We start from the raw sequence: 24623 nt of genomic DNA, 5'->3' as shown, positions 1-24623 counted from the left end.
CTCGACCACTGCTGCGAACTTGCAGCCAATGTCGGAAAACTTTCCCCTTTTCCTCTCTCACTCACCTTGAAAGGTATCCACACCATGACCTCTCCATCCCCCTATTCCGATAATTCCCAACCGGCTGGTCAACCAGCAGCTGGACAGCCGGCTCCTGAGCAGCCCCAAAAGAAAAAGGGCGGCTGCCTTAAGTGGGGCGCAATCATCATCGGTGTCCTCATCGTTATCGGCATCATTGCCAATTTGGGCGGCAGCGATGATGAAACCAGCGAAAGCTCCACAGACCAGACCACCCAGCAAGGCACTGTAGAGGCCACCCCGGCGGAAGATGCCCAGGAAATAAACCCAGACGACGATGCTCGCGATGAGCAAGACGATCAACCAGAAGAACGAAGCGAAGACCAGGATGTTCCGCGCGAATTCAAGAATGCTTTGAAGAGTGCCAAGGTGTACTCAGATACCATGCACATGTCCAAGCAGGGATTGTACGACCAGCTCAGCAGCGAGTACGGTGAACAATTCAGCCCGGAAGCCGCCCAGTACGCAATTGATAATTTGGAAGCGGACTACCACGATAATGCGCTTCAAACGGCCCGCGATTACGAAGAAATGATGAGCATGTCGCCCAATGCTATCTATGACCAGCTCGTTAGCGAATACGGTGAAAAGTTCACCGCAGAAGAAGCACAGTACGCAGTGGATAATCTGTAGTCGTCCTCCACAAGGCACTCACGCAGTGCCGTCGAGGTGCCTTGCTCTTGCTCGAGGGCGATGCTTATAGTCGCCCTCACTAGCATTGCAGCAGCGTTGCACTCGAAAGGATTCCTGCCATGACCGCTCCACACTCCACGTCTTCCCCGGAACCTGATGATGACGACTCCCGGGAGCCATTGCCCCTGACCAAGGATCCTTTCCTCAGGTGGAGCGTTCTTGTCCTGATTATCCTTACTATCATCGCCATGGTCACCAACCTGCCTTAAAGCTGGCTGCGGTACGGCCCTATGCGCCGTTTAAGCCGCTAGCGCTTGCGCCGGCCGCGGCGGAAGCCTTTTATCTCCGCCTTCTTGGCAATCGCGGCCACCTGTGCCGCGGTGTAGTTCACTGGCGCGACCCCAGCGCGGGGCAGGACCCAGCCCCGCCAGTAGGAAATGATGGCCATGCCACTGCCGACGATCGGGGAAACCACCATGCCCATGGCAAATTGGTCATAGGATGCAAAGGTCACCATGACAATGCCTGTGACGATAGACGGCACTGCGTAGAGGGGGCTGCCGCCGAAAATGGACGGGATTTGTCCAGAGGCGACATCACGGACCATTCCCCCGCCGACGGCGGTTAAGACACCTAAAAACACGCACGGGATCATGGGCATGCCTGCAGCCAGTGCCTTCACGCAACCGGTGGTAGACCACATACCCAAAATGATGGCATCGCCGTGCTCGCGGAAAATCTCCCACGCCTTTCCCTTCAGTTCCATAAGGAAGGCCGTCAGCGCCCCGGCGCAGGCAAGGCCCAAGTACCAGGGATCTGAGATGGCGGCTGCGGGGCCGTCATCGATAAGCATGTCGCGGATCATGCCGCCAGCCAGGCCGGAAAATAAGGCGAGGAAAATAAAACCCACGATGTCGAATTCGCGGCGGCGGGCGATCGTGCCGCCGATGATGCCGTTCAAGGCCACTCCGATCAGATCGAAGGCCTGGTACATCGTATTGATGAGGGGATCCACGTCGTGCATAACAACTACTGAACATAGCCGATCGCAGCGGTTTCGCCCTTTCCAGGGGTAGGAAGCGAGTAAAGTTGATAGACGGTCTCTTCTGACCGGATTACAGTGTTATCCCGCTTTGTCTCGGTTATCTCGAAAGTTCTTTCATGTCTAACTCAAATGCCAGGTACTTCATCTGGTCCAATGGCCTACAAAATTTAGGCGACCAGATCGTTGCGTCCAAAACGGTGCTGCCGGCGCTCTTTAATGCGGCAGGCGTCCCTGCCTTCTTCACCGGTCTGCTTACCCCTATCCGGGAATCTGGCTCCATGCTGCCGCAGGCCGCTCTTACCCCTTGGGTGACCACGCACCGCGCCCGCAAGCGCTTGTGGATGATCGGCTCGACCGGCCAAGCCATCTCCGCCGCCGTGATTGCCCTTGCAGCATTCTTTATACGCGGCGCATGGTTGGGTGTGGTCGTGCTTCTCGCCTTGGCTGCGCTTTCCCTGTTCCGCGCGTTGTGTTCCATCGCCGGCAAGGACGTGCAGGCGCGCACGATTTCCAAGGGACAGCGCGGCCGGGTGACTGGATCCGCAACGGCCTTGGGCGGCGGCGCCACCCTGCTAGTCGGTGTCATCTTATTCCTCTTAGGAGATCTCACGATCTCTACTATGGGCATCGTTTTATTGGTCGGCGCTTCTACCTGGGCCATTGCCACGTGGGTATTTTCGCACGTGGAAGAGCCGGTGCCGGAGGGTAAGCAAGAGGGCATCGATAAGAGCTGGTGGTCAGATACGTGGAAGCTTTTCACTGACGATGCCCAATTCCGCAACTTCGTCATCGTTCGCGCTCTGCTGCTGGTCTCGGCGCTTTCTACCGCATTTATCGTGCTGCTGCACGATGACCTTTCTGGTGTCTTCGGCTTCGTGATTGCCTCTGGTTTGGCCTCGCTTATCGGTGGGCGAGTTTCTGGCGTATTTTCGGATAAGTCTTCCAAGAACACCATGGCGGCTGGTGCTGCCGCCTCCTCCGTTATCATCCTGCTCATCGTGGCTAGTTCCCACTGGGCCTCAGACGCTGTGAATGCTTGGGTCATGCCGCTCGGCTTCTTTGCCGTCAATCTCGCGCATACGGCAGTTCGCGTGGCGCGAAAGACCTACGTGGTGGATATGGCCGGTGGGGATAAAAGGACGCAATACGTGGGTGCGGCTAACACCATGATGGGCATTATTTTGCTCATCATGGGTGGCATTTCTTCCGTCATCGCTCTCGCGGGGCCAGAGGCAGCGTTGATTTTCTTGGCGCTCGTCGGCTTTGTTGGAGTGTGGCGCGCGGGCAGCCTTAAGGAGGTTTCTCGCACATAGTTTAAATATGGACTATAAAATAAAGCCCGAAGAACTAATCAAACTCAACCCCCAGGAGTTTTGTTGACCGTGGAAGCAACTACCCCAAGTGCCGTCGTCGTCCTCGCTGCGGGCGCCGGCACGCGCATGAAATCCACAAAGCAAAAGACTTTGCACGAAATCGGCGGTCGCACGCTGCTTGGACATGCTCTGCACGCCGCGGCGGGTATTAACCCGGATCACCTCGTTACCGTCGTGGGCCACCAGCGCGAGCAGGTCTCGCCCGTCGTAGAAAAGATTTCAAATGAGCTGGACCGCGAGGTCGTGCAGGCCGTGCAGGAAGACCAGCGCGGTACCGGCCATGCCGTGTCCTGCGGGATTTCTCCCATTTCTGATTTCGAAGGCACCATCATTGTCACCAACGGTGACGTGCCGCTTTTGACCCCAGAAACCATCGAGGGGTTGCGCGATACCCACACCGCTCAAGGCAATGCGGTCACGGTATTATCCATGCGCCTTGCAGATCCCACCGGTTATGGCCGCATCATTCGCGACACGGACGGGTCTGTGTCCGCCATCGTGGAGCACAAGGATGCCACCGAAGAACAGCGCCTGGTTAGTGAGGTCAACTCCGGCGTTTTCGCTTTCGATGCGGCAGCATTGCGGGATGCCCTGACCAAGCTTGATACCAATAATGCGCAGGGCGAGCTCTACATTACCGATGTCCTCGAAATCGCCCGCACCCCCGGCCATGGCGTGGGTGCGCACGTCGCCGCAGATCCACAGGAACTCGCCGGCGTCAATGACCGGGTGCAGCTAGCTGCCGCCGGCCGCGAGCTCAACCGCCGCATGGTGGAAAAGGCCATGCGCGGCGGCGCCACCATCATCGATCCGGAAACCACTTGGATTGGTGTCAATGTCACCATCGGCACCGATGTCACCATCCACCCCGGCACCCAGCTGTGGGGGGCGACGAGCATTGCCGATAATGCCGAGGTCGGCCCGGATTCCACGTTGACGAATATGCAGATCGGTACCGGCGCGTCCGTAGTCCGCACGCACGGTAGCGATTCCGTCATCGGCGTCAACGCCAAGATCGGGCCGTTTACCTTTATTCGCCCGAATACCATCGTGGGCGAAGATGGCAAGCTCGGCGGCTTCGTGGAAGCGAAAAATGCCGAGCTCGGCCGCGGTACCAAGGTGCCGCACCTTACCTATATTGGTGATGCCACCGTGGGCGAGGAATCCAATATCGGTGCGTCCTCGGTCTTCGTCAATTACGACGGTGTGGACAAGCACCACACCACCATTGGCAGCCATGTGCGCACCGGTTCGGATACGATGTTTATCGCTCCGGTCAATGTCGGTGATGGCGCGTACTCCGGTGCGGGTACAGTAATTAAAGACGATGTTCCCGCGGGAGCACTCGTAGTCTCCGGTGGCAAACAGCGCAATATCGAAGGCTGGGTTGAAAAGAAGCGTCCGGGCACCCCAGCGGCAGAAGCCGCAGCCCGTGCACAGGACAACGAGAAGTAAAGGGGCATATTCTCCTATGACTGGCAAGGTAACTGGTAGTAGCAAGAACATGAAGCTCTTTTCTGGGCGCGCACACCCAGAATTGGCTGAGGCAGTGGCAAAGGAACTCAAGACCGATCTGGTTCCTACCACCGCCCGGGACTTCGCCAATGGCGAGATTTTTATCCGCTTCGAAGAGTCCGTGCGCGGCGCTGACTGCTTCGTCATGCAATCGCACTCCCAGCCGCTCAATAAGTGGTTGATGGAACAGCTCATCATGATCGATGCACTGAAGCGTGGTTCCGCCAAGCGCATCACCGCGATTTTGCCGTTCTACCCATACGCGCGTCAGGATAAAAAACACTTGGGCCGCGAGCCCATCTCCGCCCGCCTGGTCGCAGATCTCCTGCAGGCAGCCGGCGCGGACCGCATCGTCTCGGTGGACCTGCACACGGACCAGATTCAGGGTTTCTTCGACGGTCCGGTGGACCACATGCACGCCCAGCCCATCTTGACGGACTACATCAAGTCCAAGTACGCCACCGATAACATCGCCGTCGTCTCCCCCGATGCCGGCCGCGTGAAGGTCGCCGAAAAGTGGGCCCACGACCTGGGCGATGCCCCGCTGGCCTTCGTGCACAAGACCCGCTCTAATACCGAGGCCAACAAGACGGTCTCCAACCGCGTGGTGGGTGAAGTTGAGGGCAAGGACTGCGTGCTTCTCGATGACATGATTGACACCGGCGGCACCATCGCCGGCGCCGTGCGCGTGCTCAAGGAAGCGGGCGCAAAGAAGGTCATCATCGCGTGCACCCACGGCGTATTCTCTGACCCCGCCCGCGAGCGCCTGTCCGAGTGCGGTGCCGAGGAAGTCATCACCACCGATACCCTGCCGCAGTCCACCGAAGGCTGGTCCAACCTCAAGGTCCTGTCCATCGCCCCACTGCTGGCTCGAACCATCCACGAGATTTTCGAAAACGGTTCCGTGACTACCCTTTTCGACCGCGCATAAGCGTTCCACCGATCGCACTACACCTCACACCCCGCCCTTCGCGCTCACCGTGAACGGCGGGGTGTCGGTGTTTTCCATCCCCGTGAGCGCCAAGGGCGGCGCAGGTACACGCAAGCACTACCGCCTGCCGCTCTCCCACCCGCCCTTCACGCTCACTACGTGACCCGAGCTACAGACATACGCGCCGCCGGTGAGCGCGAAGGGCGCGACGGGGGACGGGCGCGAAGGAAGCCTAACGGGGCGGGTTTTGGTTTCATCGGTCGAGAGATGCTAATCTAACTCAGTCTCGGCGAGGGCGACTCAAAAATTGGGAAGCCGTTATCGACGCGATTGAAGTTAGAGCATGTTGCTTTTATTGACGCCTGCGATGACTCGTCCAAGACGTTCATCGGCAGGCTTTCGTCGTTTTTATAACTTCGATAGCCTCGCCGCACTACACCGACAAAGGAGATTGCATCATGGCAGAGCGCCCAATCATTAAAGCAGAACCACGTACCGTCTTTGGCAAGGGCTACGCCCGCCGCCTGCGCCGCGACTGGAAGGTTCCCGGCGTAATCTACGGTAGCGACCAGGAGCCAGTACACTTCGCAGTGCCCCTTTTGGACATCCAGTCCCTCGTTCGCAACAACGGTGTCAACGCCGTTTTGGAGCTCGAGATCGAGGGTGAGCAGTACCTGACCATGGTCAAGAACGTTGACCAGAACGTGCTCACCATGGACATCGACCACGTTGACCTGCTGCTGATTAAGCGCGGCGAGAAGGTCGAGGTTGAGGTTCCGATTACCCTGACCGGCGAGTCCGCACCGGGCACCATGCACATCCAGGACGCAGACGTCCTCATGGTTGAGGCTGACGTACTGAGCATTCCGGAAGAGATCGAGCTGTCCATCGAGGGCCTCGAGGACGGCGAAGTCATCACCGCCGCCGACATCACCATGCCGGAAGGCACCACCCTGGTGGCAGACCCAGAGACCGTTATCCTCTCCATCTCCCTGCCTGAGGTTGACGAGGAGCTCGAAGAGGCCGCTGAGGCTGCTGAGGAAGGCGGCGCCGACGCTGGTGCCGACTCCGTCGACGAAGAGGGCGAGTCCTCCAAGTCCGACGATTCCGAGGAGTAATTTCTCACCCCCTCAAGCACACATCGCCGTGAGCATTGCTGCTCACGGCGATGTCGTGGTTTTATAGATGGTTTTATAAATCTTGTCCGGCAAGTTCACGAATTCTGGGCTTACTACTCAAGTTCATATTCAGTGCCGCATAGGTTTGTATTTCCAATAGAATTTCAATCTATGCGACAATAATGCAGTGACTCCACTACTCGTAGTAGGCCTTGGCAATCCTGGCCCGAAATATTCCGGCACGCGGCACAACATCGGCTTCGACGTTGCGGATGAGCTCGCCGGTGAATTAATGAGCAGCTTTTCGGTGCATAAGAAGACGAATACCGAGGTCGCGGAAGGAATGCTATCCGGCCGCAAGGTCATCTGCGCTAAACCACGGTCCTTTATGAACCTGTCTGGTGGGCCGATCAAGGCACTCGCCCAGTACTTCCATCTGGCACCCGCAGATATTGTGGTGGTGCACGATGAATTAGAGCTCGACTTCGGGACCGTGAAATTGCGCCAAGGCAGTGGCGATCACGGGCACAACGGTCTGCGCTCTACTACGAAGTCGCTCGGTACTAAGGACTATCAGCGTCTTTCCATCGGCATCGGAAGGCCGCCAGGCCGGATGGATCCGTCATCGTTTGTGCTCAAGCCGTGGTCCAAGCAAGAAAAGGTGGAGATCCCCATCCTCTGCGCTGACGCGGTAGCAGAAATAAGGAGTGCGCTAGACTAGCTGGCATGAAATTGGCTACTCTTCGCACCGCGTTCGGCACCTCCGCAATCCGCATTGAAGGCGATAATGTGGGTGTGGAGCTGGACTACGAAGACGTAGGGGCGCTGCTGCGCAGCGAAGATTGGCGCAAGGCCGCACAACTATCTGGCGAGCCGATAGTCTTTGATCAGCATGATTTAGAAGCAGTCGTCCCAACGCCAGGAAAAATCATCTGCGTAGGCCTTAATTACGCCAAGCATATCCGGGAAATGGGCCGCGACTTTCCCGAGCACCCCACGCTGTTTATCAAGTTCGCCGATGCCCTGACCGGCCCCTTCGATGACGTCTATATCCCCGAATACGCTACCCAGAAGCTGGACTATGAGGGTGAGCTTGCGGTGGTCATCGGCGAGCGCACGCACCGCGTAACCCGCGCGGATGCACTAGATTACGTGGCGGGGTATGCCATCATGAATGATTACACCCTGCGCGATTTTCAGCGCCAGACCAGCCAATTCCACGCAGGCAAGTCTTTTTACCGCACCGCAGGCTTTGGACCTTGGCTCACTACCCCTGATGAATGGGCGCCAGGTGGTAACGCGCGCCTTACCACCACGGTTAATGACGAGGTGCGCCAGCAGGACAATACTGATGACCTCATCTTTTCCATCGCTGAGCTCATCGAATTCTGCTCGCAGCTCTATCCCCTCAACCCCGGTGATGTCATCGTGACCGGTACGCCCGAAGGCGTTAGTTTTGCCCGCGACCCGCAACAATTCCTCCAAGACGGCGATACGGTCGCCATCGACGTCGAAGGGCTCGGTCATATTTCTAATACCACTCGCTACGGCGAGCCCGGCCTTTAAGCCTGCTGCACATACCCCGCACTAGCTGTGGCTGGGTTCTCACTCCAACGAGGGCACACCAGTTTTCTAGATAGTGCCACCAAGCCGTTAAGCTGGAAGAATGAGCACCAAAAGCAGCACATCCCCTAAGAAGCTGAATAAGAAGGCCTACGAAAAAGAGCTCGAGCGGTTGCAAGCAGAGCTCGTCGATATGCAACAGTGGGTTGTTGAGACCGGCGCCCGCGTGGTCATCATCATGGAAGGCCGCGACGCCGCCGGCAAGGGTTCTGCCATTAAGCGCATCACGCAGTACCTCAACCCCCGCACCTGCCGCATCGAGGCCCTTCCGGCCCCGAACTCGCGCGAGCAGGGCCAGTGGTATTTCCAGCGCTACGTGGAAAAGCTGCCTACCAAGGGCGAAATCGTCATCTTTGACCGCTCCTGGTACAACCGCGCCGGCGTTGAGCGCGTCATGGGCTTTTGCACGGACCAAGAATACGTCCGCTTCTTACACCAGGCTCCCACCTTTGAGCAGATGCTTGTAGAAGACGGCATTATCCTGCGCAAGTACTGGTTCTCCGTATCTGATGAAGAGCAGATTAAGCGCTTTGAATCCCGCCGCAATGATCCGCTGCGCCGCTGGAAGCTCTCGCCCATGGATCTCCAATCCATTACCCGCTGGGAGGACTATTCCCGCGCCAAGGATGCCATGTTCATCCACACCGATACCCCGACCGCACCGTGGTACACCGTGGAGTCTGAGGACAAAAAGCGCTCGCGCATCAACGTCATTTCGCACCTGCTCAATACCATCCCCTACGAGAAGATCGAGCGCGATCTGCCAGAAATCCCACACCGTCCCGATTCCGATGGCAAGACCTACGAGCGCCCAGACCGCGAAGAGTTCCGCTACGTGCCGGATGTAGCCGCCAAGCTGGAGGCCTCGTCTACAAAGAAGGATAAGAAGAAAGGCAAGAAGAAGGACAAAAAGAAGTAGTCCTGCTTCGCCCCACCGCTTAAATATCTAAGGCCCGCGGGGATTACCGCGGGCCTTAAACTATGCGAGCTTAAAGCTCAGAGGGTGATACGCGCTTGGGCAGGACCACCGGGCGGGCATTAGAAAGCCCCTCCACCACGCGGATGACCTGGTTGGAATAACCAAACTCGTTGTCGTACCAGACGTAAAGCACGAGGTGCTTGCCGGAGGCGATGGTGGCGATGCCATCGACGATGCCGGCGTTGGTATTTCCCACGAAGTCACTGGAGACGACCTCTGGGGAGGCGATGTAGGAAATCTGCTGGCGCAGATCCGAGTGCAGGGAGACGTTGCGCAGGAAGTCATTGACCTCATCGCGGTCGACCTCTTGCTCCAGCTCCAGGTTGAGCACCGCCATGGATACATCCGGGGTGGGGACGCGGATGGCGTTACCGGTCAGCTTGCCTTCGAATTCGGGCAGGGCCTTGGCAACAGCCTTAGCGGCACCGGTGGCGGCAAGCACCATGTTCAGGCCAGCGGCGCGGCCACGGCGCTCGCCCTTGTGGTAGTTATCAATGAGGTTTTGGTCATTGGTAAACGAGTGCGCGGTTTCCACGTGGCCGTGGGCCACGCCGTAGCGGTCATTGATGACCTTGAGCACCGGGGTGATGCCGTTGGTGGTGCACGATGCGGCGGAGAGGATCTTATCGTCATCGGTAATGGCGGAATCGTTGATGCCAAAGACGATGTTCTTGATATCGCCCTTGCCCGGTGCGGTCAGCAGCACGCGGGCCACGCCCTTGGCCTCAAGGTGCTGGGACAGGCCTTCCTTATCGCGCCAGACACCGGTGTTATCTACCAGCACGGCGTTATTAATGCCGTATTCGGTGTAATCGATAGTCGCTGGGTCGTTGGCGTAGATCATCTGGATCTTCGTGCCATTGGCCCAGATAATCTGTTCTTCCTCGTCCACGCTGATGGTGCCGTTGAAGGCACCGTGGACGGAATCGCGGCGCAGGAGGCTGGCGCGCTTGATGATGTCCCCTTCGCCCTTATTGCGCACCACGATCGCGCGCAGGCGCACGCCGCCGTAAGCGGCCTCGCGGGCGACGAGGATGCGGGCAAGGAGGCGGCCGATGCGGCCAAAGCCGTAGAGCACGACATCGGTGGGGTCGATGTCTTCACCGGCACCGACGATTTCCGTGAGTTCATCTTCGAGGTAGCGGCGCAGATCATCTTCGCCCGACTCTTCAAAGCCCAAGAGGAGGCGTCCAACGTCGATGGAGGCGGAGCTTAGGTTCATATCCGCTAACTCGGACAGGATGGGCAGGGTTTCTGCCGTGGAGAGCTGGCGCTGGGCAATGCGGCGTCCGTAGCGGTGGGACTTGATGATGTCGATATCGGTCTGCCCAACCAGCGGGCGGCCGAAGATGGTGGCGACGACGTTGTTATTGCGGTGCAGTTGGTGGATGAGGGGAATCATATGCTGCGCCAATTCCAGGCGCTCGTTCCAGTCATCATGTCCAATATGTGCGTTCGCAGTCACGAGGCTCCATCCATTTCTATTTCGGGGGTGGCTAGAAATCTTCGCCCCAAATTTTAGCGTGTCTTAGTGTTTGTTTTGGCATAGGGAGTCCAGAATGTCTGCGACACTACCCCCGCGGATTTTGGCGGCCGGCTCACCTACGAGGCAGTAGGCTACGGCGTCATCGTGCTGCGCTCGGCGTTCCTTGAGCACGGAATTAAGCATGGGATATACCGGAGGTACATCGGGGTGGGCGCGGGTGTAGTCGGTCTCTAAACCGCGGGCATGGCGCCCCGAAAAGGCGCGGGTGGAGACGGTGGCCCCGCCGCGCTGGAGAAGCTTACGGTTGTAGTCACTGGTTCCGGCTTCTTTACTCAGCAAAAAGGCAGAGCCGCACGACGCGGCGGCCACGCCGGGCAGGCTTAAAACCTGGGTTACCTCTCCTGCCGTGCGCAACCCGCCCGCGGCAATCAGCGGGATGCTCGGTGCGACGGCGTGGACGGCTTGGTGGACGGCGGCGATGAGCTCTGGCAGGGGCCGATCGTCTGGAAGCGCGGTGCGGTCCCACGTGCCGCGGTGTCCGCCGGCATAAGGGCCCTGTACGCACAGAGCGTCCACTCCCAGCGTGGCGGCGGCGCGGGCCTCGTCGGGTGTGGTGACGGTGGTCCAAGCCTCGGCACCCGCGGCGTGGATGCGGGCAAGCTGCGCTGCATCAAAGGTGCCGAACATGGACCACACGACGCGGGCGCCGCCCTGCAACGCCAGCTCGAGCTTGTCGCGGAAGCCGAAGGAATAATCGGGATCCGGTAGCGAGGTGCCTTCGGCCGCGGCCAGGTCCGCGGCGGCGGCCAACTGCTCAGGAGTTAACGGATCCTGCGGGCAAAAGAGGTTCACCCCAAAGGAGATGCCGGCGCAGGCATCGATCTGGCTGCGGGCGGAATCCACGCTGGCAGGCCCAAGCCCCAAGGTGCCAAAGGAACCGGCCTGATGCGCGGCGCGCACCAGATCCACGGTGGTAGGCCCGCCCGCCATGGGCGCTGGCATTACGGTTCGGCGCAAAGATTGAATAACCTGGCTCATAGGAAACTACTGTACCGAGCTAGAAAGGCGCATTCGTGGCAGCTTTGACAGATTTTATTGCCCGGTTTTTCGGCGGTCCCCCGCAAGCGCAGCCGGGGCTGGATCCGGCCGAGTTGGAGGCGGACTGGCTTATCATTGGCCTGGGCAATCCCGGCGCGAAGTACGCCGCAACCCGCCATAACGTGGGATATATGGCCGTGGACGATGTATTGGCCCAAGGCGGCGACGTACTCGAGCCGGTGCGCGGGATGGGCCTCGAGGCAGCCCCGCTGCGCTGGGGCGATACCCGCGCGCTGGCGGTGCGCACGACAACGTTTATGAACCTTTCCGGTGATCCGATTGCCCCGTTGGCGCAGGCTTTGGGCATTGCGGCAGACCACATCATCGTCATCCACGATGAGCTCGACCTGCCGGCCAATAAGATTCGGCTAAAGCAAGGCGGCAATGAAAATGGGCACAACGGGCTGAAGTCGCTCACACACAACCTGGGTACGCGGGATTATGTGCGCGTGCGCATTGGCATCGCGCGCCTGCCCAAGGGTTCGTCGATTCCGGACTATGTCTTAGCGCCTGTCGATGCCGGCCCCGGCTTCGATACCGCCATCGCCACCGCCGCCGAAGCCGCCCAGCTCATCGCGACGCAAGGGCTCGTACAAGCCCAAAACCGCATTCACTCGCGCTAGGACTGGGAAAATTTCTCCAGCGCCTGCGGGCTGCCGGCGGCGACGATGAAATCGGTGGGGGCGAGCTGGGTGGCATCGGCAAGCGGGGCCCAAGCACCCTCCGCCTGACAGACTGAGACCAACTGCACGTGGTGGGTGCGCCAAACCTCGCCCAAATCGAGCGGGCGGCCCGTGACCGAGGAGGGCGCGGCCATTTGCGTCACGCCGTAGTACGGGGCGATCTCAGCAAAGTCGCGGAAGCGCCCGCCCAAGAGATAGGCCACGCGGCGGCCGGTATCGCGCTCGGGGCGGATGACGTGGTGGGCGCCAATCTGGCGCAGGATGCGCTCGTGGGCCTCCGAATTGGCCTTGGCCCAAATATCCTTGACACCCAGCTCCACCAGGTTTGAGACAGTGAGGATGGACGCCTCCAGGTGCGAGCCGATGCCCACGATGACCCGCTCCACCTCATCGATGCCCAGCTGGCGCAGCGCCGCCGGATCGGTGGTATCCGCGGAAATGGCCTCGGTTAAGTGCGGTGCCTGTTCGCGCACGATCTTTTCATCGGAATCGATACCGAGGACCTCTACCCCATGGCCCATAAGCTCGCTTGCCAGGGAGCAACCAAACCGCCCCAAGCCAATGACGACGACCGGGGCGATGTCGAGGGTGGCGCGGGAATGGCCCAGCGCCTTAAAAATGCTAGCCAATGAAGGGCCTTTCTTCGGGGTAGCTGTAGCGGCGGCTTAAATTCTTTGCCGCCAGCGCTGCTACCAGGGTGGTTGGGCCAACGCGGCCCAGGTACATGATGAAACACAGTACGATTTGTGAGGGTGCGGACAAGCTGGCGGTAATCCCAGTGGATAGGCCCACTGTGGCAAAGGCGGACATAACTTCGAAGGAGACCTGATCGCCGGTAAATTGCGGATCGAAAAAGCGCAGCGCCGCCACACCGAGGGTCACCACCAGCACGCCGGCGAAGCTCAATGCTAGCGCCTGCCGGGTAACGCTGTGGGGAAGGCTGCGGTGGTAAATGGAGGTCTTTTCCTTGCCTAAGAACTCCGCGGCCATGGCGGCCAGCAGCACGCACGCGGTGGTGACCTTGATGCCGCCGGCGGTACCGGCTGAGCCGCCACCGATGAACATCAAAATATCGGTGCCCATGAGCGTTACCGGGTGAACCTCACCGTAGTCGAAGGTATTAAAACCGGCCGTGCGCGGGGAGACGCTGGCAAAGAACGCGTTGAGGATTTTCTCGCCCCACGACATCGGTGCCAGGACGCCATTCCACTCCGTCAAGGCAAAAAATATCGTGCCGGCTACAAGCAGCACGCCGGTGGCCGCCAGAGTCATGCGCGCCGTGATGGAAAAGCGGCGCATCGCCTCCGACCCGCGCCGGACGTGGCGCACCAATTCCGCCCAGACTGGAAAACCCAGCCCGCCGCCGATGACCGCCCCGGCCAGCGGCAAGAGAATCCAGGCGTCGCCCACAAAGGGCACGAGGTTATCGCTATTGGTGCTAAACCCAGCGTTATTAAAGGCCGAAATCGCATGGAAGATGCCCTCCCACAAAGCTCGCGGGAAGGAATGCCCGTAGCCCACCATAAGCCGCACGGTGACCGCCGCGGCGATAATGCTTTCTACCACCGCGGTAAAGGCGAAGGTAAAAATCAGGGTGCGGCGGATGCCACCGGCGAGGATGGGCCGGCTTTCATAGGCGCCGGTCTTGCGCGCCTTGAAGCTAATCCGGCCGGTCAAAAGCAGGCCGGATAGCGAGGCCAGCGACATAATCCCCAAACCGCCCAGTTGGATCAGGGCCAAAATGACGACCTGCCCGGCCGGGCTCCAGAAGCTGCCGGTATCGACCACGACCAGGCCGGTCAGCGAGACTGCGGAGGTTGCGGTAAAAAGGGCAGATAAAAACGAGGCGCGGGAATCTCCCGCCTCGGCGAACGGCAGCAATAACAATGCCGTTCCTATCAGGATGAGCAGTAGAAACCCGGTGGCTGTTAGCCGCGCCGGTCCCCACTGCCGCAGAAAAAGCAGGCGCTTCACAAACCGGAAGTATAGACCCGTCCAGCCCCAAGCGGAACTGCGCGGCGGGACGCCGCGGAGAAATATCACGAACGAATGTCGCAAACGAATGTCGCGACCATCGCTAGAATCTAGCGTATGACTTCGCCGTATTCCGCCGCTAGGACCATCGTGATTACCGGGGCATCGTCAGGCATTGGTGCCGCAGCCGCCCGGCAGATTCGCCGCACGCGCCCGCAGGATAACCTCGTCATCATCGGTCGTAATCCGGACAAGACCAAGGCCGTTGCAAAGGAGGTGGACGGACAGTATTTCCTCGCCAATTTCGAATCGCTTGCCCAAGTGCGCCAGCTGGCTAATGACCTGCAACAACTAGAGCGCATCGATGCTTTGGGCAATAATGCCGGGGGTATCTTCGATGGCCCCACCATGACTGCCGATGGATTCGAGCGCACGTGGCAGGTCAACGTCGTCGCGCCCTTCCTTTTGACATCCCTGCTGCAAGAAAAGCTGCGCGATAGTAACGCCACCGTGGTCAACACGGCGTCCTTGGCCAATATGCTGATCTCCAATTTCGACCCGGCAGATCCCAATACGCTGGAGCATTTCAGCCCAGAGCGCGCATACGGCAATGCCAAGCTGGCGGATATCTTGCTCGCCCGGTTTATCGATGCCCACGGCATCAACGCGGTGTCTTTTCACCCGGGCGTATTAGCCACCGAGTTTGGCAAGTCCTCGAACGGGCTTACCGGCAAGGTGTATTCCGGGGTCATCGGCAAGGCCTTTGGCACCGCAGAGGCCGGCGGCGAGAACTTGGCTTACTTCCTCACCGGCACCGAGGGCATCCATTTCCAGTCCGGGGAATATTACAATAATAGGCGTTCGCTGGGCCTGCAGCGCCCGATTGCGAAGAACACCTCCGTGGCCCACCGCGTCTTTGAGGATCTGGGCCGTCGCCTCAATGTGGAGTGGTAGAGGGAAACCACTAGACTATGGCGCATGAGTTCTGTCGCTTTTGAGGCCTCGCGCCGCCGCACGTTCGCCGTTATCGCCCACCCGGATGCCGGTAAGTCCACGCTGACGGAGGCGCTGGCGCTGCATGCGCACGTGATTAATGAGGCCGGCGCGGTACACGGCAAGGGCAACCGCAAGTCCACCGTGTCTGACTGGATGGACATGGAGAAAAACCGCGGTATCTCCGTCGCCTCGTCCGCGCTGCAGTTTGAATACGCCCCGGAGGGACACGAGGGCGAGCCTTATATGATCAACCTGGTTGATACCCCAGGTCACGCGGACTTTTCGGAGGATACCTACCGCGTGCTCACCGCGGTGGATGCCGCAGTGATGCTTATCGATGCCGCCAAGGGCCTCGAGCCACAAACACTCAAGCTCTTCCGCGTTTGTAAGGCGCGCGGGCTGCCCATCGTCACGGTGATCAACAAGTGGGACCGCGTGGGCCGCGAGCCGCTCGAACTCGTTGATGAAATCGTGAACGAAATCCAGCTGCAGCCCACCCCGCTGTACTGGCCGGTGGGCATCGCAGGCGATTTCCGCGGCCTGGCCCATATCAATGATGACGGCGAGGCCGATAATTACATCCACTTCATCCGCACCGCCGGTGGTTCCACCATCGCACCGGAGGAACACTACGATCCGGTGGCCGCAGAAGAAAAGGAAGAAGATGTGTGGGAAACCGCGGTAGAGGAAGCCGAGCTGCTTGCCGCCGATGGTGCCCTGCACGATCAAGAGCTCTTTGAGCAGTGCGTGACCTCCCCTCTCATCTTCGCCTCAGCGATGTTGAACTTCGGTGTCCACCAAATTTTGGATACCTTGTGCGCCATCGCCCCGGCCCCGCATTCCCGCGAATCCGATCCCAAGGCCGTGGAAGCGGCCACCAGCGCCATCGATGAGGTGCGCGAGGTCGCCGATGACTTTTCCGGCGTCGTCTTCAAGGTGCAGGCGGGCATGGACCAAAAGCACCGCGATAACCTGGCGTTTATGCGCGTGGTCTCAGGCGAATTCGAGCGCGGCATGCAGGTCAACCACGCCCAATCAGGGCGCAGCTTTTCCACCAAGTATGCGCTGACGGTCTTTGGCCGCACCCGCGATACCGTAGATACCGCTTACCCGGGCGATATCGTGGGCCTCGTCAACGCAGGCGCGCTAGCACCCGGTGACACCATCTATTCCGGCAAAAAGGTGCAGTTTAAGCCCATGCCCCAATTCGCCCCGGAGGCCTTCCGCATCCTACGCGCGAAATCGCTGGGCAAGTACAAGGCCTTCCGCAAGGGCTTGGAGCAGCTCTCGGCCGAAGGCGTGGTGCAGGTCCTGCGCAACGATGCGCGCGGTGATGCCTCTCCGGTCATGGCCGCGGTCGGCCCCATGCAGTTCGAGGTCATGCAGGCCCGCATGGAATTCGAGTACAACGTCGAAACCGTCACCGAGCCCATCCCCTACTCCGTGGCGCGGCGCACCGATGCCGAATCCGCACCGGAACTCGGCCGCCAGCGCGGCGTGGAGATCTTCACCCGCCAGGACGGCGAGCTCATCGCTCTCTTTGGCGATAAGTGGAAGCTCGCCTTCATTGAAAAGGAACACCCAGAGCTGACTACGGAGACGTTGGTCGCAGATTAATACCCGTCCGCCATTTTCAAGTCCGAAACACTTGCCAGGAGAGCCTAAAAGAGCAGCATGACCGGGATGACCACGATCTTCATGAACTGCGCCACCACAATGGTGGAGGTATAGCCGGTAAGGATGCGCGAATCCGAGCTGGCGCCCGTGGCGTAATTGACCACCGCGGGCTGGCCAAAGAGGCCGGAAATGCCGCCTGAGGTGCGGGTTTCGGATTGCCCCATAAAGCGGCTGGCCACCGCGAAAATCCCGATGATGATAACGGCGATGATCGCGGCCAGCACCATGGATTTCAGGCCCATCCAGGAAAAAGCGGTGGAGACAAAGGCCTCGCCGGAGGACAGGCCCACCGAGGCTAAGAAGATGGCAAGGCCCCACTGCTGGAATGCCGTATTGATCGGGGAGGGAATCTGCCACGGAATGCGGCTGGTGCGGTGCAGGGCGCCGAGGACTAGGCCGGTGATGAGTGGGCCCAGCGCGAACCCGAGCTCGAAGGACGCGCCACCGGGCAGCGGGACGACGATGAGGGAAATGAGGTAGCCGATGGTCAGCCCACCGCCGAGTGCTACCCAGTTAAGCTGCGAGTATGCGGTCACGGAATCGCCGAAGTAATCGCGGACATCGCCCAAGCGGTCGTGTTTGACCACGATCTCAAGGTCATCGCCGGATTCAAGGTGGGTTTCATTGGTGGCAAGGAATTCCTCATCGCCGCGGCGCACCCGCACGATACGCGCGCCGTAGCGCGAAAAGAGGTTGAGCTCCTTGACCTTGCGGCCCTCGATGTCCTCGTTGGAAATGGCCACGGTCTCATTGACCAGGCGCTTATCCACAAACGGGGTTTGGGGCTGGCGCTTTCCCAGGGCATCGGTAAGCTCCTTGGCCTTTGCCTTGGTCACCAGTACGCGCAGGACATCGCCGCGGTGCAGCTCCGGGTTATCGCCCGGCACGTCGATATCGCGGCCGCGGCGGATGGTGGCGATGATGAAATGATTCGCGAATTTTTCGCGCAGATCGGCATAGGAAATATCGCGGGTGACCTTAATCGTCCGCGAGCGGAAAATCTTTTCCGCCGAGTGGTCTTGGTCCTTCTGCGCGGGCCAGCTATGCCGCAGGACGAATGCCACGAGGAGGATGGCCACGGCGACGCCAACCGGATAGGCCAAGGAATAACCCACGGCGGGCAGCTCCTCGCCGGATTGCTGTTGGGCCACGGCGAGCGATGCCGTGGACGTCGTCGCACCGGAGAATACGCCGGTCACCGCCAGCGGCGATAACCCCATGAGGCTGCCGATGCCCAGCGCCGCGGCCGCCGCGGCGATCACCGCCACCGTGGCGAGCAACATGTGCTTTAGCTGGGTAGAAAAGCCCTTGAAGAAAGCCTCGCCGGCAGAGAGCCCTTGCATATAGATAAAGAGGCCCAAGCCCAGCTCCTGCAAGGAGCTGAAGATATTGTCATCCAGATCAATAAAGGATCCGAAGGCTAAGCCAACAAAAAGCGTACCCGCCGCACCGAAGCGCAGCGGGCCAAAGGGAATCATGCCAAATAGCGTGCCGAGCACGATCATGAAGAAAATGCTCAGCCAAATATGTCCATCAAAAATCGCTAACACGCTGTGCAATCTTAGGAGCTTGGCGCGATTTAGCTAGCTGAGAAAGCTTGGCGCTTTGCACCGATTACCGCCATTAGTGCAGCGCACGCGATTATTCCCCCTAATGCTGTCAAGAATCAGGAGGGCGATCTCACACCACCGACTAGAGGTGAGCTAGTCCAGCAGGAATTCTTTCCACTTTGGCCACTCGGCATGGGTTTGTGCCTTGCCTGCCTGGTAATTCGCGCGCAGCTTATCCACGTTGCGCTCGGTGGAGGTCACCTGCATGTCTTCTGGGAAAAACAGCTGCGCCTTTCCTTGGCGCTCTAGCTCGAGGAGCCGGTCCTTGGCCGCGTTATAAATGGGTGGGCGGCCAATGAGGGCATCGGCAATAGCGGGGTACTTGCGGAAGATGCGGCGGGTGATCGTCGGGCGCGCCACCTCGGGGCGGACATACCCGCGCGGCTTGGAGCCGATGAAGAGGAATTTCTCGTAGCCGGCTTCTTCAGCCTGCTCGATGGTAATGCCGCCGGACGAGCCCAAGGCGCCATCCACATAGGGCGAGCCATCGATGATGCGGATCGGCATAAGCAGCGGCAGCGTGGACGAGGCACGCACCCGCACGTACAAGTCTTCTGGTTCCTTCACATCCTCGCGGGTCCAATACACGGATTCGCCGGTATCGGCCCGCGCGGCGGCGAGCACCATATCCGCTGGGTGCTTGCGGTATGCATCCCAGTCAAAGGGCATATCTTTATCCGCGGAGCGCTCATAAATATATTCCGCATTGAAATAGCCATTGCCGCGCACCAGCGATCCCACGCCACCGAAGCTGGGGTTATTGACAAAATCCGTGAAGGATTCCTCCGCGCGCTTGGCATCGTGCGAGAGGTAATTGACCGTGTGGGAGGCGCCAGCAGATACCCCGCCTACCCATCCAAAGGTGACGTTTTCTTGAATGAGTTTGACTATGCAGGCGGCGGTATAGGAATTGCGCATTCCGCCGCCTTCGATAACAAGGGCGGTATTGCTGGCATCAATCATGGTCTCCCATAGTACGCGCGGCGATGTTACGGCGGTCAACCCGCTACCTGGCTGCGCGGCTAGACTTAATGGCTATGGGATTATTGGACGCTCTTGCCAAGCTCACCGGGAACGGGGCGCCGCAGTTGGCGCGGCCCGATTCTGCGGCGACCACCGTGCAGGTGGACCGGCTGGATATTAGGACCGCCGGCCAGCTCATCATCATTATCACCGGCCAGCAGGGCGCGCGGGCACTTGCTGAGCTCGCCGCCTCGCGCGAGTCCGCGACCCTTATCTCCCCCACCACCACGGCGCATTTTCCCGCCTTAACGAAGGATGCGCTGCCGGTCAAAGACCCCAAACACGGCTGGATCATCCCCATCACGCCGTCGCTGGCGAGCGCGCTTTCTCAGGCAGAGATTGCAGGTGCTCCGCTTGCCGATGCCCCCATCTCCGGCGAGTACGAGCTTTCCCCCAGCCTCGCGGTGGTGGTGGAATAATGCCTATCTATCCCTTCCAGGGTAAGCGCCCGCGCATCCACCGCAGCGCTTGGATCGCGCCGAATGCCACCATCATTGGTGATGTGGAAATCGGCCCGGATTCTTCCGTCTTTTATGGCTGCGTGCTGCGCGGCGATGTCGGCCCCATCCGCATTGGCAGCCGGTGCAATATTCAGGACAATAGCGTCATCCACGTGGAGCGGGAGGTGCCGTGCATCCTTGAAGACGATGTCACGGTAGGCCACATGGCCATGTTCCACGGCACCCATGTGGGCGCTGGCAGCCTAGTGGGCATGTCCGCTACCCTGCTATCTCGCTCCACCATCGGGCCCGGTTCGCTCATCGCAGCCGGCGCACTGGTGCGCGAGGGCGCAGATATCCCGGCGCGTTCCTTGGCCGCCGGTGTCCCGGCCACCGTGCGCCGCGAGCTTTCCGCCGAGCAATCCGCGGCGTTTATCCCGCACGCCGCGCGCTACGTGGACATAGCTAAGCAGCAATCCGGCACCGAACTGACGCTGGATGATGTTTACTTTGACTAGCGCATCCTTATAGGTTCACGACACCCATGATGATGAGGAAGGCGGCGACGACATAGCCGCTGATGAGCGCGACCCGCGTGCTGTTTTCGCGCGCCGCCGCAAAGACTCGGCCCGCAGCTGAGTCTGGGTGGGCGCGCACCACGGCAATGAAGAGTCCGCACACCACCGGCAGGGAAAGCGCCAGGGTGGCGTACCACAGCAGGCCGCCGTATTGGGCGGCGAGCGACAGATCCTCGGTGGCCAAGAACATGAGGCCGAAATAAAACGGCACGGAGGTCAGCGATTGCACTACGCCCATCACAAACCCGATAAGCACGGTGGTGATGGAAGGCCTGCGCAGTGGTTGCAGCATGCGCCCGATCAAGGCATTGGGTTTTCCTTGGGAATGCCAGGCGGCGAAGGCCAGGGCGATACCGACGATGATGAGGATGCCGCCGGCAATTGGTGACTCCAAGATGGCCGCTATCTGTTCGCGCACGCCCAAAAGCACGAACATGACCACGGCCGCGGCGGTAAGAACTCCCAACCAATCTCCCAGGATGACTAGGCCGGCAATCCAGCGGTACTTCCCGCGCGGGAGCATGATGCCGATGGCTACAAGGATGCCAATGAGCAAAGCATTGACCGAATCCAAGAGGGCGAAACTTACCGCGTGAATCATGCGCGATAGTCTACCTATCCTTCGCGCCACCCTGTGCGCTCTGGGCAGGCCTGGGTTATAGGTCACATTATTACGACACTATGCCCACCTGCACCTTACTTTGCACCATTTCCGCAAGATTGCATAGACTATGCACGAATTTAGAAGCAGCGCCCACTCTCTCACTCATTAAGGAGCTCACCCCATGTCCAGATTCCTCTACCGGCTGGGAAGCTGGTCATACCGCACGGTATGGCCCTTCCTCGCTTTCTGGCTCATCGTCTTGGTGGCGATGGTCGGCCTCACCGCCGGCTTTGCCAAAACCCCGAACCCCAACTTCGCCATGCCGGAGATGGACTCCACCACCACTCAAGAAGAGATGATGGAGCACTTCGATCAAGATACCGATGCCATGAGCGCCCCAGAGGGCACCGTGGTCATCCAGGCCCCTGCGGGCAAGGAGCTAAGCGATGATGTCGTTGCCGGGGACATCGACAAGCTGCTCCAAGATCTCAAGGACACCGGTGCGCTGAAGAACGAGGATGAGTTGGTCAGCCCGGTCCTCGCCGCAGCAGGCATGGAAAAGCAGATGGGCGAGCAGATGCGGGCCCAGGGCATGCCCGAAGAACAGGTTGCGAAGAACCTGCAGCAGCTGTCCCCGCTGAGCGAGGATAAGACCACCGGCACCGTCACCATCGCCTTCGATGCCAAGGACGTCATGGACATCAATGATGACGATATGGCTGCGGTAACGGATGTCCTGCACGAGCATGACGGCGACGGCCTTTCCGTTAAGTACCAGGGCAATGCTTTCGCGATGGCCGAGGCCGGCATGAACGGCAGCGCCGAGCTCATCGGCATGGTGGTTGCCGCCATCGTGCTGCTGGTGACCTTCGGCTCCTTCATCGTGGCCGGCATGCCGCTGATTTCCGCGGTTATCGGCGTGGGGATCGGCATCCTCGGCGTGCAGCTGGCCACCGTCTTTACCGATACCGTCTCCGATATGACCCCGACGCTGGCCTCCATGATCGGCCTGGCCGTGGGCATCGACTATGCCCTATTCATTGTCAACCGCTTCCGAAATGAGCTCATCACCTCCTCGGGCCTGAATAACTTGACGCCCAAGGAACTGGCCAAGGAGCTGAAGAAGATGGATAAGGGAACCCGCGCCCACGCCATGGGCATGGCGCTGGGCACCGCCGGCGGCTCCGTCGTCTTTGCCGGTACCACCGTGGTCATCGCCCTAGCAGCCCTGACCATTATCGGCATCCCGTTCCTATCCACCATGGCTATCGCCGCTGCGGGCACCGTGGTCATCGCCGTGCTAGTGGCCAATACCTTTATCCCCGCCGTGCTGGGCTTGCTGGGCACCAAGATCTTCGCCGGGCGCGTGCCCGGCCCCAAGGTTCCAGACCCCGAAGACGAGAAGCCAACCATGGGGCTGCGCTGGGTCCGCCGCGTGCGCGCTCACCCGTGGCTGCACCTAGGCGTAGGCGTTATCGTGCTTGCCATCCTGGCCATCCCGTTTGCGAATATGCGCCTGGCCATGCCCACCGATGGCTCCGCCAAACCTGGCACCCCACAGCGCGAGGCCTACGAGATGTCCGAGGAGGCCTTTGGTCCAGGCCGCAATGCCCCGATGATCGCCTTTGTCAATGTGGAAGACGTCTCCGAACAAGACCGCATGCCGGCCTTCCAGGATCTGCTCCACAAGTTCAACGACACCGAAGGCGTGGAAAACGCCCAAATCATCCAAACCACGGACAATGGCGATGCCGCCCAGATCATGATCACGCCGACCACCGGCGCAACCGATGAGAAAACCACCGAAACCTTGGAGCGCCTGCGCGAGTACCAGGGCGAGTTTTCTAAGGACGGCGGCTCCTACGGCATTACCGGCATCACCCCGATCTTTGACGATATTTCTGAGCGCCTGAGTAGCGTACTCGTGCCGTATGTTGCCATCGTCTTGGGCCTTGCCTTCATTGTCTTGATGCTGGTATTCCGCTCCATTTGGGTTCCGCTCATTGCGGCCGCGGGCTACGGGCTTTCCGTGGCCGCCACCTTCGGCATCACCGTTGGCATCTGGCAAGAGGGCATGTTCGGCCTCGTCAACGACCCGCAGCCGCTGCTATCCTTCCTGCCCATCATGCTCATCGGCCTGACCTTTGGCCTGGCCATGGACTACCAGGTCTTCCTGGTCACCCGCATGCGCGAGGGCTACGTCAGCGGCAAGACCGCCGCCAACGCGACCTCGAATGGCTTTAAGCACGGCGCGCGCGTGGTGACGGCCGCAGCGCTCATCATGATCTCGGTCTTCGCAGCCTTCATCTTGATGGACGAGCCATTCATCAAGACCATGGGCTTTGCCCTGGCAATGGGCGTGCTTATCGATGCCTTCGTTATCCGCATGATGGTCATCCCCGCCACCATGTTCCTCTTGGGAGACAAGGCGTGGTGGTTCCCTAAGTGGTTGAATAAGATCGTGCCTAATATGGATATCGAGGGCGAGGCCCTGCACAAGGAGCGCGAGACACTCATGCGTTTTCAGCACGACAAGGTAGGAAAGGTTCATCGTGACTAGTTTGCGCGAATCCAAGAAGCGAGCAACGCGCCAAGCCATGTCTGATGCCGCGGCCCGCCTCGCCTTGGACGGCGGCGCTGAGGCAGTCACGGTCTCGGGTATTACCAGCGCCGTCGGCGTCTCCCCGCGCACGTTCCACAATTATTTTTCCTCGGTGGCCGATTCCCTCTTGCACTACACCGCGGATGTCCTCGAGGCATTCGCGGCGGATATTCCCACCGCCTTTCCCGGCGAACCCATCTCTTCGGTCCTGGAATTAACGCTCATTGATGCCCTCGACAACGAATACATGGAGCTGCGCTCGCTGCACAGCCTGTTCAAGATCGGCGAGGCGATGGAAAACCTCAGCCACACCGCCGAGGAAAAGAAGAAATTCGATCGCGTGACACACCGTGTCATCGTTGCCTTTCAAGATCGCTACCCCGAATATTCGGCCTTTGAGCTCACCATCATCTTGAACGCGTGTGGCAGCACCGGCAATGCCTGCCAACAAGAGCTGAAAAGGCGCTGCGAAAAGGGCAAGACACCCAGCAAACGGGAACGCGACGAGCTGGTCCACCACGCCTTTGCCACCCTGCGCGAGCTCGTATGAGGTTTCA

At 59.8% G+C, this 24623-nt stretch carries 24 protein-coding genes; 16 read left to right on the top strand and 8 right to left on the bottom strand.

Translation table 11 applies throughout. From position 1 onward, the window contains the following. The first annotated feature begins 84 nt into the window (after positions 1–84). A complete protein-coding gene (locus ABRP84_RS02095) occupies positions 85–711 on the top strand; it encodes an Ltp family lipoprotein (RefSeq protein WP_023026102.1) in 627 nt (208 codons plus the stop codon). A gap of 119 nt (positions 712–830) precedes the next feature. Then, entirely contained in the window at positions 831–980 is a 150-nt protein-coding gene (locus tag ABRP84_RS02090; RefSeq protein WP_349852505.1) for a hypothetical protein, read from the top strand. A gap of 38 nt (positions 981–1018) precedes the next feature. On the opposite strand, the gene ABRP84_RS02085 is transcribed toward ABRP84_RS02090, so the two are convergent. After that, entirely contained in the window at positions 1019–1735 is a 717-nt protein-coding gene (locus tag ABRP84_RS02085) for a trimeric intracellular cation channel family protein (protein ID WP_023026098.1), read from the bottom strand. 137 nt (positions 1736–1872) lie between these two features. Here ABRP84_RS02085 and ABRP84_RS02080 point away from each other — a divergent pair, with 137 nt between their 5' ends. From ABRP84_RS02080 to ppk2, 7 genes are all read left to right on the top strand, one after another. Continuing rightward, positions 1873–3069, top strand: a complete 1197-nt coding sequence (locus ABRP84_RS02080) for an MFS transporter (protein ID WP_349852501.1) — start codon at positions 1873–1875, stop codon at positions 3067–3069. A 69-nt stretch (positions 3070–3138) separates the two neighbouring features. After that, entirely contained in the window at positions 3139–4584 is a 1446-nt protein-coding gene (glmU, locus tag ABRP84_RS02075; protein WP_349852499.1) for a bifunctional UDP-N-acetylglucosamine diphosphorylase/glucosamine-1-phosphate N-acetyltransferase GlmU, read from the top strand. Positions 4585–4600: 16 nt separating this feature from the next. Beyond that, positions 4601–5575, top strand: coding sequence for a ribose-phosphate diphosphokinase (locus ABRP84_RS02070; protein ID WP_284771310.1), 975 nt, complete (start codon positions 4601–4603; stop codon positions 5573–5575). A gap of 458 nt (positions 5576–6033) precedes the next feature. Continuing rightward, positions 6034–6693, top strand: a complete 660-nt coding sequence (locus tag ABRP84_RS02065) for a 50S ribosomal protein L25/general stress protein Ctc (RefSeq protein ID WP_239269139.1) — start codon at positions 6034–6036, stop codon at positions 6691–6693. 187 nt (positions 6694–6880) lie between these two features. Further along, the gene (pth, locus tag ABRP84_RS02060) at positions 6881–7414 is read left to right on the top strand and encodes an aminoacyl-tRNA hydrolase (protein ID WP_349852497.1); all 534 of its coding nucleotides are present in this window, start codon (positions 6881–6883) and stop codon (positions 7412–7414) included. Positions 7415–7419: 5 nt separating this feature from the next. After that, complete coding sequence (locus ABRP84_RS02055) at positions 7420–8259, top strand: fumarylacetoacetate hydrolase family protein (RefSeq protein WP_349852495.1); 840 nt, start codon at positions 7420–7422, stop codon at positions 8257–8259. A 100-nt stretch (positions 8260–8359) separates the two neighbouring features. After that, positions 8360–9235 (top strand): polyphosphate kinase 2, encoded by an 876-nt coding sequence (gene ppk2 / locus ABRP84_RS02050; protein ID WP_349852493.1) that lies wholly within the window; start codon positions 8360–8362, stop codon positions 9233–9235. 70 nt (positions 9236–9305) lie between these two features. On the opposite strand, the gene ABRP84_RS02045 is transcribed toward ppk2, so the two are convergent. Together ABRP84_RS02045 and ABRP84_RS02040 are read right to left on the bottom strand one after the other, a co-directional pair. Then, positions 9306–10760, bottom strand: a complete 1455-nt coding sequence (locus tag ABRP84_RS02045) for a glyceraldehyde-3-phosphate dehydrogenase (RefSeq protein WP_349852491.1) — start codon at positions 10758–10760, stop codon at positions 9306–9308. 63 nt (positions 10761–10823) lie between these two features. Next, entirely contained in the window at positions 10824–11819 is a 996-nt protein-coding gene (locus tag ABRP84_RS02040; protein ID WP_349852488.1) for a nitronate monooxygenase, read from the bottom strand. A gap of 35 nt (positions 11820–11854) precedes the next feature. Between ABRP84_RS02040 and pth (ABRP84_RS02035) the strand changes: the two genes are divergently transcribed. Next, a complete protein-coding gene (pth, locus tag ABRP84_RS02035; RefSeq protein ID WP_349852485.1) occupies positions 11855–12502 on the top strand; it encodes an aminoacyl-tRNA hydrolase in 648 nt (215 codons plus the stop codon). On the opposite strand, the gene ABRP84_RS02030 is transcribed toward pth (ABRP84_RS02035), so the two are convergent. Both ABRP84_RS02030 and ABRP84_RS02025 read right to left on the bottom strand, forming a co-directional pair. After that, positions 12499–13191 carry a potassium channel family protein gene (locus ABRP84_RS02030; protein ID WP_349852483.1) on the bottom strand — a complete coding sequence of 231 codons (693 nt, stop codon included), beginning with the start codon at positions 13189–13191 and terminating at the stop codon, positions 12499–12501. The genes pth (ABRP84_RS02035) and ABRP84_RS02030 overlap by 4 nt on opposite strands. Next, positions 13184–14536, bottom strand: coding sequence for a TrkH family potassium uptake protein (locus tag ABRP84_RS02025; protein ID WP_349852481.1), 1353 nt, complete (start codon positions 14534–14536; stop codon positions 13184–13186). The genes ABRP84_RS02030 and ABRP84_RS02025 overlap by 8 nt, the downstream gene beginning before the upstream one ends. Before the next feature lie 117 nt (positions 14537–14653). On the opposite strand from ABRP84_RS02025, the gene ABRP84_RS02020 reads away from it, so the two are divergent. Both ABRP84_RS02020 and ABRP84_RS02015 read left to right on the top strand, forming a co-directional pair. Further along, positions 14654–15490 (top strand): SDR family NAD(P)-dependent oxidoreductase, encoded by an 837-nt coding sequence (locus ABRP84_RS02020; protein ID WP_349852479.1) that lies wholly within the window; start codon positions 14654–14656, stop codon positions 15488–15490. A gap of 24 nt (positions 15491–15514) precedes the next feature. Beyond that, positions 15515–17149, top strand: coding sequence for a peptide chain release factor 3 (locus ABRP84_RS02015; protein ID WP_349852477.1), 1635 nt, complete (start codon positions 15515–15517; stop codon positions 17147–17149). A 44-nt stretch (positions 17150–17193) separates the two neighbouring features. On the opposite strand, the gene ABRP84_RS02010 is transcribed toward ABRP84_RS02015, so the two are convergent. Beyond that, entirely contained in the window at positions 17194–18759 is a 1566-nt protein-coding gene (locus tag ABRP84_RS02010) for an aspartate-alanine antiporter-like transporter (RefSeq protein WP_349852475.1), read from the bottom strand. Positions 18760–18912: 153 nt separating this feature from the next. Further along, entirely contained in the window at positions 18913–19782 is an 870-nt protein-coding gene (locus tag ABRP84_RS02005) for a patatin-like phospholipase family protein (protein ID WP_349852473.1), read from the bottom strand. A 74-nt stretch (positions 19783–19856) separates the two neighbouring features. Between ABRP84_RS02005 and ABRP84_RS02000 the strand changes: the two genes are divergently transcribed. After that, positions 19857–20261 carry a hypothetical protein gene (locus tag ABRP84_RS02000; protein ID WP_349852471.1) on the top strand — a complete coding sequence of 135 codons (405 nt, stop codon included), beginning with the start codon at positions 19857–19859 and terminating at the stop codon, positions 20259–20261. Continuing rightward, positions 20261–20800 carry a gamma carbonic anhydrase family protein gene (locus ABRP84_RS01995; protein WP_349852469.1) on the top strand — a complete coding sequence of 180 codons (540 nt, stop codon included), beginning with the start codon at positions 20261–20263 and terminating at the stop codon, positions 20798–20800. Before ABRP84_RS02000 ends, ABRP84_RS01995 begins: the two co-directional genes overlap by 1 nt. A 7-nt stretch (positions 20801–20807) precedes the next feature. Here the strand turns inward: ABRP84_RS01995 and ABRP84_RS01990 are convergent, their stop codons facing one another. Beyond that, positions 20808–21461 (bottom strand): hypothetical protein, encoded by a 654-nt coding sequence (locus ABRP84_RS01990; RefSeq protein ID WP_284783375.1) that lies wholly within the window; start codon positions 21459–21461, stop codon positions 20808–20810. A 184-nt stretch (positions 21462–21645) separates the two neighbouring features. On the opposite strand from ABRP84_RS01990, the gene ABRP84_RS01985 reads away from it, so the two are divergent. Both ABRP84_RS01985 and ABRP84_RS01980 read left to right on the top strand, forming a co-directional pair. After that, the gene (locus tag ABRP84_RS01985) at positions 21646–24024 is read left to right on the top strand and encodes an MMPL family transporter (RefSeq protein WP_349852466.1); all 2379 of its coding nucleotides are present in this window, start codon (positions 21646–21648) and stop codon (positions 24022–24024) included. Continuing rightward, positions 24017–24616, top strand: coding sequence for a TetR/AcrR family transcriptional regulator (locus ABRP84_RS01980; protein ID WP_349852464.1), 600 nt, complete (start codon positions 24017–24019; stop codon positions 24614–24616). Before ABRP84_RS01985 ends, ABRP84_RS01980 begins: the two co-directional genes overlap by 8 nt. Positions 24617–24623 lie beyond the last annotated feature (7 nt).

This window comes from Corynebacterium sp. KPL2861 (assembly GCF_040225475.1).
Taxonomy (GTDB): domain Bacteria; phylum Actinomycetota; class Actinomycetes; order Mycobacteriales; family Mycobacteriaceae; genus Corynebacterium.
This window is presented reverse-complemented; position numbering and strand designations above follow the sequence as displayed.

Bases quoted from the DNA above. Each gene is read 5' to 3' on its own strand.
- ABRP84_RS02095 (WP_023026102.1), top strand. From the start codon at position 85: ATGACCTCTCCATCCCCCTATTCCGATAATTCCCAACCGGCTGGTCAA.
- ABRP84_RS02090 (WP_349852505.1), top strand. From the start codon at position 831: ATGACCGCTCCACACTCCACGTCTTCCCCGGAACCTGATGATGACGAC.
- ABRP84_RS02085 (WP_023026098.1), bottom strand. From the start codon at position 1,735: ATGCACGACGTGGATCCCCTCATCAATACGATGTACCAGGCCTTCGAT.
- ABRP84_RS02080 (WP_349852501.1), top strand. From the start codon at position 1,873: ATGTCTAACTCAAATGCCAGGTACTTCATCTGGTCCAATGGCCTACAA.
- ABRP84_RS02070 (WP_284771310.1), top strand. From the start codon at position 4,601: ATGACTGGCAAGGTAACTGGTAGTAGCAAGAACATGAAGCTCTTTTCT.
- ABRP84_RS02065 (WP_239269139.1), top strand. From the start codon at position 6,034: ATGGCAGAGCGCCCAATCATTAAAGCAGAACCACGTACCGTCTTTGGC.
- ABRP84_RS02055 (WP_349852495.1), top strand. From the start codon at position 7,420: ATGAAATTGGCTACTCTTCGCACCGCGTTCGGCACCTCCGCAATCCGC.
- ppk2 (WP_349852493.1), top strand. From the start codon at position 8,360: ATGAGCACCAAAAGCAGCACATCCCCTAAGAAGCTGAATAAGAAGGCC.
- ABRP84_RS02040 (WP_349852488.1), bottom strand. From the start codon at position 11,819: ATGAGCCAGGTTATTCAATCTTTGCGCCGAACCGTAATGCCAGCGCCC.
- ABRP84_RS02020 (WP_349852479.1), top strand. From the start codon at position 14,654: ATGACTTCGCCGTATTCCGCCGCTAGGACCATCGTGATTACCGGGGCA.
- ABRP84_RS02015 (WP_349852477.1), top strand. From the start codon at position 15,515: ATGAGTTCTGTCGCTTTTGAGGCCTCGCGCCGCCGCACGTTCGCCGTT.
- ABRP84_RS02005 (WP_349852473.1), bottom strand. From the start codon at position 19,782: ATGATTGATGCCAGCAATACCGCCCTTGTTATCGAAGGCGGCGGAATG.
- ABRP84_RS02000 (WP_349852471.1), top strand. From the start codon at position 19,857: ATGGGATTATTGGACGCTCTTGCCAAGCTCACCGGGAACGGGGCGCCG.
- ABRP84_RS01995 (WP_349852469.1), top strand. From the start codon at position 20,261: ATGCCTATCTATCCCTTCCAGGGTAAGCGCCCGCGCATCCACCGCAGC.
- ABRP84_RS01990 (WP_284783375.1), bottom strand. From the start codon at position 21,461: ATGATTCACGCGGTAAGTTTCGCCCTCTTGGATTCGGTCAATGCTTTG.
- ABRP84_RS01985 (WP_349852466.1), top strand. From the start codon at position 21,646: ATGTCCAGATTCCTCTACCGGCTGGGAAGCTGGTCATACCGCACGGTA.